Source organism: Nocardioides cremeus (assembly GCF_030518195.1).
In the GTDB taxonomy this organism is placed as follows: Bacteria; Actinomycetota; Actinomycetes; order Propionibacteriales; family Nocardioidaceae; genus Nocardioides; species Nocardioides cremeus.
Map to the genome: position 1 here is coordinate 1 of NZ_JAULSC010000044.1, position 7,583 is coordinate 7,583.

Below are 7,583 nucleotides of genomic sequence, written 5' to 3' on the forward strand. Positions count from 1 at the left end.
CTGTTCTTTGCAGTCGGCGCGCCCTCGGCCGCGTTCACTTCGTCCGTCATTGCACTTCTCCTTTTCCTCGACACCCACGCGGCCCGAACCGCTTTCGACCGGTTCGATCGGTTCGGTCCCCTACGGGGCGCCGAACCGCCGAACCGCTTCGGTCGGCCGGTTCGCTATCGGTTCGCCGAACCGCTCCCGAACCGCCGAACCGCTTCACTAACCACCACCACCGCCCGGGACGACCTTCATCGCGGTGAAGTCCTTGACAGACACGTACTTGCTCCGGTTGCCGGTGCCCTCGTTAGCGACGTAGCCCTCCGCCACTAGCGCCTCCAACGCGGAGGCGATGCGCTCGTTGGTGCCGATCACCCCGTCGCGCGCGCGGCGCTTCGAGCAGCCCGGATTCGCTGCAACGAACGCGGACACCTGCTGCATCAGCAAGCGGAACTCGTACGTCTCGACCAAGGGCAGTTCTGGGCCGTCGGGAGCGGTGACGTCGATGTCGGGTGACTCGATCCATGCGTCCACGCCGTCGTCGGTCGCGACGCAATGCAGGTCGCCGACGTAGCGCTGCCGCTTGAACGGCACCCAATCGACGCCGCCGGGACTGTCCTTGCCGAGCAGCAACCGGGACCGGCCGTGCTTGCCCTTGCCGAACTGCGCGACCGACTCGACGATGTACATGGCGCCCTTGATGCCGGCCTTCTTGTGCTGCGTGCCGATGGCCCACCCGTTGCGCTCGTCGCGGGACTTCACGACGTGATCGAGTTCGACGATGGCCGGGCCGTCGTAGTCCTCTGACGGAGTGACCTGAAAGCGTCGAGAAAAGTCCCGAAACCAGGTGGCCGCGTCTTCGGCGGCGTTGATGCTGAGGCCGTGCAGCGAGTACGCCTCCGTCACCCCGTCGAGGACGACCAGCGTGGGCTCGTGACGACGGACGAGCTTGCCGAACCACGCTTGGTCGGCCTCGGTGATGCGCTCGTCGGGACGGAAGTAGTGAAAGGACTTCTTGATCCTCATCTTGCTCGCCCCGAGCAGCCGCAACCGATCGACGATGGACCTGTCGTTGGCCTCCATGTCCAGGTACAGCACATGGGAACCGGCGTTGATCTCTTGTGCCGAGGCAAGAAGCAGCAGCCACGACTTCATCGCCTCCGGCTCGCCGCCGACGCTGTGCACCTCGTTCGGATAGAACAAGGCTCGATGGACGGTCGTGCCGTCGACGCTGTCGCTCCACCGCCCGACCATCGGGGACGGGGGCGGGGCACCCTTCAACGCCTCGCTCAGGTCGATCTGCTTGGTCCAATTGGTGCGGGTGTCCTGATCTGTCATGCGGCCCACCGCCCGCCGCGGCTTCGAGCAACGGCACGCGCCGCCGCAGTCGTAGGCTTCATAGCAACTCCTTGATTACGGAGAGGCCTCGTGAACTGTCGACCCACGAGGCCTCTCTTCATGTCCGTCAGGCGTTCTCCCGCGCCGTCCGGGGCCGGTGGGGACGGGTGGAGCGGGAGGTGAATTCCTGCCACGCCACCACCGACCACACGGCTGTGGCGGAACCCCAGACGACCGCGTACACCGCTACGACCGGGCTCATGACACGACCTCCGGCGTCCACTCGAACGCGTAGCGCGCTGCGCGAACGGCCCCGTACGCCTCTGCCCGGTGTCGGGCGAGCCTCGGGGACACGCGACGGAACGCATCCGGTAGCAGGCCCTCTTGCGCCACATCGGTCAGATCTTTGTGCCGAGTCGCGGCTGGTCGAAGCATCGTGATCCGCTCTGGCGCCACCCCCACCTCAGTTAGCAGGCTGTAGCGCTGCCATGCCGCCCAGTGCCCGGCGTCGTCGCGGTCGAGGAAGATCGTGACCTGCGATCGGCCCCCGCCATACACGAACCATCCGGCCTGCTGCCTGGTGAACTCGCCCGCGCCCTGCCAGTTGGTCGTAACGGCGACCTTCTGCAAGCTAGAGAGCGTCTGGCAATCCCGCTCGCCCTCGGTCAGGAAGACGGGCTCGCCTCGGCGCAGGGCGTCGAGCAGGCACGGCAGGTTGAGCATCGCCTTCATGGCCCAGTCAGCCTGGTAGCGCTCAACGCATCTCGGCCCGGACTTCCAATACAGACGATCGTGCCGATGGAGCGCTGCCGCCATCTTGAAGCGCTTGGGCTCAGAACGCAGTTTGCGCAGCACCGGGCGGCCAAGCTCGTCCGTGTAGATGTAGTCACCCACCAGGCCGCTCACGACACGGCCTCCTCGCAGGGACAGCCGACCGGCCTGCTCCTGACCTGGGCCACGAAGGCAACCGATGCCATCGGGTACATCACCGGGTGATCTATGCAGTTCGGGGCGTCGTCCGGGTGTGCGAGACCTATCCATTTGTGCGCATGGATGACGATGAAAGTGTCATCTGCTTCGACGACGTAGCCCTGATGGCCCATAGTCGGGTCGCCGGTCAGGTGGACCTGCACGAAGTCACCGGCAGACAGAGGGTGGCTGAACATGCCAGGCTCGTTCGGTTCGACGGTCATCGCGAGTCACCCCGCAGAATCGCGGCGGTGAGAGACCGCGTGCCGTAGCGCGGGACGTTGGAGAACCGCTCGCGTTCGTGGCGGACGTGCTCAGCCGGGGACGCTTCGCTGCTTAATTCCCATCGCTGCACGTGGTCCTGCACCGAAGCGAGAATCTTGCGGTACGACTCGCGATTGCGCGCCAAGTGCGCCAGACGGCTCGTCGCTTCTTCAGATGTAAGTCGGCCCTTCTTGAGCAGTGTCGGAATCTGCGCCGCTTCACGAAGATCAACGTCCATGGCCTCGATGAGGCTGTCGTATTCCTCACGGATCGCGTCGGAGTGCTTGTCCAGCCGTCCTACGTGCGCCTGGCCGAGTTCGCTCTCCCATTCCTTCACCCACGCCTCCACACGTCGGCGCTGGGCGGGCGTCAGGCTCGCGTTGTCGTCTATCCACTCGCGGGCCGCATCTGGGTCTGCAAACGAGAGTTCGCGGAAGTCCTCAAAGTTGGTGCTCATCGCACATCTCCACGGACCGAGGGGAAGCGTGCGCTGTCCACGCCTCCGGCAGAGTTGATGACCTGTTCGCGTTGGGCGGCCTCACGGATCGCGGCGGCCACGTCGCCGAGCAGTTCGCCGAGCGTGTCCAGGCCCTCGTCGGCCCTGGTCGTCGTGGGGGGCCGCTTGACAGGCCCGTGCGGCGTGGACATAACCGTCTTTGCCATTGTCCTTCTCCATTCCTGTAGGGATTGTTCGTCAGCCGCACGCATGGCGGCGTCGTCTGCATCCATCTGACGGCGGCGCTCGCGGGGTGAGCCGCCGTGCAGGCCATACCGTCCGGACATGTCGGTCATCGCCGTTTCCCCTTGCGCTCGCGGTCGAGTCGCTGCTGAACGGCTTCCCGGAGCCACACCTCGCGGGCTACGCCGTCTGTGGCGGCCGCGAGCCGAACCTGCGTCGCCATGTCGGCGGTAATGCGCAACGGCCAATGGACCGGGTAGATCAAGGTTGGCGCGGCCATCAGACCCCTCCTCTCTTCGATGCCCGAACTCGGGCTAGGACTCGGACTAAGCCTCGTTCTCCGCGACGGCGGCATCACCGGAATACCTCCGTCGCGGTCAGTTCTGAATGTCTTGAAAGCGCGCGAATTCGTGGCCCGACGAGCAATATCCCGGTCCCCCGCATGGGCCCCGCCGGACTTGCATGAGGGCGCGCCTGTTGCCCCGGCCCTGTGAATGCATGCCGGTTCGATCGCGGATGTCAGGTCGGGCTCAGCAGAGGCACTCACCCGTGCCGAGAGCCTTTGCCATGTGGCAGGCCAGGCAGATGTTCTTGCGTCGCGTGTAGGGGTCGACCACTACCCGGGCCGGAGCCCCGTAGGGATGTCCCTCACCGGGAGCCTCGTGGCCGCGCTCGCATTCGCGAGCGATGGCCGGGTTTAGCCGGGCCACCCTGATGTGGCTGATGGTCGCCATCAGCGCTCCACCGCGTGCTCATTCAGCCAGGACTCCAGGTCCGCCCAAGCGATGCGGACGGCTGCTTGCTGACCGGCGCCGAATTTCACGTGCCTTAGCCCCTGGGCGAGCATTCGCCTGACAGTTCTGTCGCTGCAGTTCAGGTATGCGGCGATCGTTGCGACCTCGACGTACCCGTCTGCGCGGCCCTGCGGGTTGTTCGTGCTCATGGCGTTTCCTCTGGTGAGGGCCGGGAAGTGCCAGGAACGAAAAATGGCACCCACCCGACGTTGATCGGTGGATGCCATGGGAGACATTGAGCGGGGACTTCTAACCTCCGGGGCCCAGCCCTTCACGCAGCCGGAGGTGACTCCTGGGGAGCCGATGCAGTTGTGAGATGAACCGTACACCCATGCAGCCATTTGCCGCTGCCATGCGACTTAGAACGCCCGAATGCGACGCGGCTTCCGGGAGCCCTCTAGGAGCCCCCGCCGGGGCAATCCGGGAAGCAGCAACGCGCGTTTCCACTGGTCGAAGTGTGTTTCGTTGGTGGGGCGGGTGGGGCTCGAACCCACGACCCAAGGATTATGAGTCCTCTGCTCTGACCGACTGAGCTACCGCCCCTCGCCGACGTACCCTAGCCAGCCGATTCCGTCCGACCACTAGGCGGGTCGGGCGCGCACACCGCCCCCGGGCGTCACCTCGGCCTCCCCCGAGATGGCGGCGCGCAGGCTCGGCGTGGCCTGGAGGACGACGATGTCGGCAGGCATCTCGATCTCCGCCTCCTCCAGCGCCGCCTTGACCGCACGGGTCGCCGCATCCACCGCCAGCACCACGTCGTGCTGGTCGGGCCCGCACCAGAACCGCGCCTCGATGTCGACGGTGGAGACACCGAGCTGGGTGACCACTGCCTCCGGCGCGGGGGTGTCGTCCAGGCGGGGCAGTCCCTCGCCCAGCGCGGTGCGGATGACCCGGCAGGCCTCCGCGGGGTCGTTCTCGTAGGCGATGCCCACGACGACCGAGATCCGACGGCTCGCGAAGTGCGTGCTCACCGTGATGACCGCCTTGTAGACGTCGCGGTTGGGGACCAGCACGAGCTGACCGTCGAACGTCTTGAGCCGGGTCTCCCGGATGGTGATCGCCTGGACGGTCCCCGAGACCTCGCCCACGGTGATCTGGTCGCCGGACCTGAAGGGCTGGCGCAGCACCAGGAGCAGCCCGGAGAGCAGGTTCTCGAGGATGTCCTGGAACGCGAAGCCCGCCGCCACCGAGAAGAAGCCCAGACCGGCGAGCATGTTGACCGGCTCGACCGAGGGGAAGACGACCACGATCGCGGCCATCACGGCCACCGAGAGCAGCACCCAGCCGGCGAGCTTGCTCATCACGGCCGCGAAGCTGGGGGTGTGCCGGGGCGCCAGCAGCCGGTGCAGCACCCAGCGCAGAGCGCGCGACACCAGGTAGCCGACGACCACGACGCCCAGCGCGAGGAGCACCCGCGGCCCGGCGCTGACGAGCGAGTCGAGCAGGTCGGCGGCCTTGGGTCCCATGCGCGGCAGCGTAGCCGCGTGCGTGGGGGGTGCGCGGCGGCGTACGGCGTGCCACGCTCGGGAGCATGTCGACACAGCCGGAGACACCTCAGCCCCTCGAGCCCCTCGACGAGACCTGGCAGCGGCTGCTGTGCGTGGTCGCGCACCCCGACGACCTGGAGTTCGGCGCCGCTGCCGCGGTGGCCCGCTGGACCGGGCAGGGCAAGGAGGTGGCCTACTGCATGGTCACCAGCGGCGAGGCCGGCATCGACGGCCTGCACCCCGACGAGGTGCGCCCGTTGCGCGAGCAGGAGCAGGTCGACAGCGCCCGGGTGGTGGGGGTCGACACCGTGGAGTTCCTCGGGCTGCCCGATGGCATCCTCGAGTACGGCGTGCCGCTGCGCCGCGTGATCGCCGAGGTCGTGCGGCGACACCGTCCCGACGTCGTGCTCACCGGCAACTTCCGCGAGACCTGGGGCGGTCGCAACCTCAACCAGGCCGACCACATCGCCGTGGGCCGGGCCGTGGTCGACGCGGTGCGTGACGCGGGCAACCGCTGGGTCTTCCCCGAGCAGCTGACCGGGGAGCGCTCGGTCGGGACGCTCGAGCCGTGGGGCGGCGTGCGGGAGGTATGGGCCTTCGGGTCGCCGCAGGCCACGCACGCGGTCGACACCACCGAGACCTTCCGGGCCGGCGTCGCCTCGCTCGAGGCGCACCGCGCCTACATCGACGGGCTGGGTTGGAAGGACTTCGACGCCGCCGAGTTCCTCGAGGGGGGCGCCCGCGCCGCCGGTCAGCGGCTCGGCACTGCGATGGCCGCGCCGTTCGAGGTCTTCCCGATGGGCTGGGGCGAGTAGTCCCCCACCCAGCAGGAACGCCGAAGGGCCCGCCGCGACGATGTCGCGTGCGGGCCCTCCTGCCTCTGCTCCCCCGGTTGGACTCGAACCAACAACCCTCCGATTAACAGTCGAATGCTCTGCCAGTTGAGCTACAGGGGATCGGTGCAGCGCGCACACAGTAGCAAGGCGCTCGTGGCACGAGAAATCGAGGTCCCTAGCGGCCCTCGACCTGCTGCCGAGCCGCCGTGAGCGCCTCCTGGGCAGCCTCGCGGACGGCCGGGTCGTCGGGGTCCACGCCCTCGTCGTACTCGAAGAACCAGCGCAGCGGCTCGCGTCCCGAGGGCGCCCGGCGAGCGACCACCCGCAGGCCCTGGCGCGGGCCGACCCGCACCTGGTGCTGGTAGACCATGCTGGCCGTGACCCGCTCGCGCACGAGCTCGAGCAGCCGGCGCGACTCGGGGAGCACGAGGTGGTGCTCGACCCGCTGCTCGCCCCAGGTGCCGACCTCGCTGACCCGCAGCGTCTCGGTCTCGGCGTCCCAGTCGGCCGCCTCGACCTGCTCCCACGGCAGCCGGCGCACCGGTCCACCGTGCACGGAGAGGTAGAGCGCGTCGCGGGTGCCACCGACCACGGTCTCGTCGGCCTGCGCCCAGGCCAGCAGCCGCTCACCCGGCGCGACGTCGAGGTCGGGTCGTCCGGAGCCGGGCAGCGAGAACCTCATGCGCCCACCACCCGGTCGCGCAGCGCACGGCGGTGCTGCTCGAGGGCCGCGAGCTCACCGAACATCCGGTTGTAGGACTCCGGCTCGTCGACGGGGTTGGTGCGCTGCAGCCGCGACTTCACCTCGGTGATCCGCCGGGCGGCGGTCAGCTCGAGCAGGCGCAGCACGTGGTGGCCGACGTACGCCGCATCGGGCTCCTTGTCGGTCAGCAGCGGCTCGACGGCCAGCATCGAGACGGCGGCCAGCACGTCGGGGTCGGTGGTGGCGTCGCGCAGCCGGCCGGCCCAGCCCGGGTCGCCGGCCCCCGCCGACGGCCCACCGGCCGCGGCCACGACGGCCCACACGCCGCGGTAGGTCGGGTGGGTGAAGTCGTCGGGGCCGATGTCGGCGGTGCTGCGGCCGATGGCCATCGGGTGCTGCACGACGAGCTTGAGGGTCTCGCGCTCGAGCTCGAAGCGCGGGTCGCGCAGGTCGGGCAGCGCCCGGCGCGCCGGAGCCGGCTCCTCCCCCGCGCCCCCGGCGCCGGTGGTGCTCACGGAGTCGCGCCGC

The 7,583-nt window shown here is 68.6% G+C and carries 11 protein-coding genes and 2 tRNA genes; 1 reads left to right on the forward strand and 12 read right to left on the reverse strand.

What is annotated here, in order from left to right; genetic code table 11:
* Positions 1 to 207 precede the first annotated feature (207 nt).
* The 9 genes from QWJ41_RS20400 to QWJ41_RS20440 form a co-directional block, all read right to left on the reverse strand.
* Entirely contained in the window at positions 208 to 1,323 is a 1,116-nt protein-coding gene (locus QWJ41_RS20400) for an AAA family ATPase (protein ID WP_302710305.1), read from the reverse strand.
* Between the two features lie 258 nt (positions 1,324 to 1,581).
* Positions 1,582 to 2,229, reverse strand: coding sequence for a toprim domain-containing protein (locus QWJ41_RS20405; RefSeq protein WP_302710306.1), 648 nt, complete (start codon positions 2,227 to 2,229; stop codon positions 1,582 to 1,584).
* On the reverse strand, positions 2,226 to 2,516 hold the full coding sequence (locus tag QWJ41_RS20410) for a hypothetical protein (protein ID WP_302710308.1): 291 nt from the start codon (positions 2,514 to 2,516) through the stop codon (positions 2,226 to 2,228). The genes QWJ41_RS20405 and QWJ41_RS20410 overlap by 4 nt, the downstream gene beginning before the upstream one ends.
* On the reverse strand, positions 2,513 to 3,013 hold the full coding sequence (locus QWJ41_RS20415; RefSeq protein ID WP_302710309.1) for a hypothetical protein: 501 nt from the start codon (positions 3,011 to 3,013) through the stop codon (positions 2,513 to 2,515). Before QWJ41_RS20415 ends, QWJ41_RS20410 begins: the two co-directional genes overlap by 4 nt.
* Entirely contained in the window at positions 3,010 to 3,348 is a 339-nt protein-coding gene (locus QWJ41_RS20420; RefSeq protein WP_302710310.1) for a hypothetical protein, read from the reverse strand. The genes QWJ41_RS20415 and QWJ41_RS20420 overlap by 4 nt, the downstream gene beginning before the upstream one ends.
* Entirely contained in the window at positions 3,345 to 3,515 is a 171-nt protein-coding gene (locus QWJ41_RS20425; protein WP_302710311.1) for a hypothetical protein, read from the reverse strand. The genes QWJ41_RS20420 and QWJ41_RS20425 overlap by 4 nt, the downstream gene beginning before the upstream one ends.
* A gap of 453 nt (positions 3,516 to 3,968) precedes the next feature.
* Positions 3,969 to 4,178 carry a helix-turn-helix transcriptional regulator gene (locus QWJ41_RS20430; RefSeq protein WP_302710312.1) on the reverse strand — a complete coding sequence of 70 codons (210 nt, stop codon included), beginning with the start codon at positions 4,176 to 4,178 and terminating at the stop codon, positions 3,969 to 3,971.
* A 317-nt stretch (positions 4,179 to 4,495) separates the two neighbouring features.
* Positions 4,496 to 4,572, reverse strand: a tRNA-Ile gene (locus QWJ41_RS20435).
* A gap of 38 nt (positions 4,573 to 4,610) precedes the next feature.
* Positions 4,611 to 5,495 carry a mechanosensitive ion channel family protein gene (locus QWJ41_RS20440; protein ID WP_302710313.1) on the reverse strand — a complete coding sequence of 295 codons (885 nt, stop codon included), beginning with the start codon at positions 5,493 to 5,495 and terminating at the stop codon, positions 4,611 to 4,613.
* A gap of 65 nt (positions 5,496 to 5,560) precedes the next feature.
* Here QWJ41_RS20440 and QWJ41_RS20445 point away from each other — a divergent pair, with 65 nt between their 5' ends.
* Entirely contained in the window at positions 5,561 to 6,331 is a 771-nt protein-coding gene (locus QWJ41_RS20445; protein WP_302710314.1) for a PIG-L deacetylase family protein, read from the forward strand.
* A 68-nt stretch (positions 6,332 to 6,399) separates the two neighbouring features.
* Here QWJ41_RS20445 and QWJ41_RS20450 read toward each other — a convergent pair.
* The 3 genes from QWJ41_RS20450 to dnaG all read right to left on the reverse strand — a co-directional run.
* Positions 6,400 to 6,472: transfer RNA gene (locus tag QWJ41_RS20450), tRNA-Asn, on the reverse strand.
* A gap of 55 nt (positions 6,473 to 6,527) precedes the next feature.
* On the reverse strand, positions 6,528 to 7,034 hold the full coding sequence (locus QWJ41_RS20455) for a hypothetical protein (RefSeq protein ID WP_302710315.1): 507 nt from the start codon (positions 7,032 to 7,034) through the stop codon (positions 6,528 to 6,530).
* Positions 7,031 to 7,583, reverse strand: a 553-nt coding sequence (gene dnaG / locus QWJ41_RS20460) for a DNA primase (RefSeq protein ID WP_500684575.1), incomplete at its 5' end; no start/stop codon positions are given. The genes QWJ41_RS20455 and dnaG, both read right to left, overlap by 4 nt.

Bases quoted from the DNA above. Each gene is read 5' to 3' on its own strand.
- QWJ41_RS20400 (WP_302710305.1), bottom strand. From the start codon at position 1,323: ATGACAGATCAGGACACCCGCACCAATTGGACCAAGCAGATCGACCTG.
- QWJ41_RS20410 (WP_302710308.1), bottom strand. From the start codon at position 2,516: ATGACCGTCGAACCGAACGAGCCTGGCATGTTCAGCCACCCTCTGTCT.
- QWJ41_RS20415 (WP_302710309.1), bottom strand. From the start codon at position 3,013: ATGAGCACCAACTTTGAGGACTTCCGCGAACTCTCGTTTGCAGACCCA.
- QWJ41_RS20420 (WP_302710310.1), bottom strand. From the start codon at position 3,348: ATGACCGACATGTCCGGACGGTATGGCCTGCACGGCGGCTCACCCCGC.
- QWJ41_RS20425 (WP_302710311.1), bottom strand. From the start codon at position 3,515: ATGGCCGCGCCAACCTTGATCTACCCGGTCCATTGGCCGTTGCGCATT.
- QWJ41_RS20430 (WP_302710312.1), bottom strand. From the start codon at position 4,178: ATGAGCACGAACAACCCGCAGGGCCGCGCAGACGGGTACGTCGAGGTC.
- QWJ41_RS20440 (WP_302710313.1), bottom strand. From the start codon at position 5,495: ATGGGACCCAAGGCCGCCGACCTGCTCGACTCGCTCGTCAGCGCCGGG.
- QWJ41_RS20445 (WP_302710314.1), top strand. From the start codon at position 5,561: ATGTCGACACAGCCGGAGACACCTCAGCCCCTCGAGCCCCTCGACGAG.
- QWJ41_RS20455 (WP_302710315.1), bottom strand. From the start codon at position 7,034: ATGAGGTTCTCGCTGCCCGGCTCCGGACGACCCGACCTCGACGTCGCG.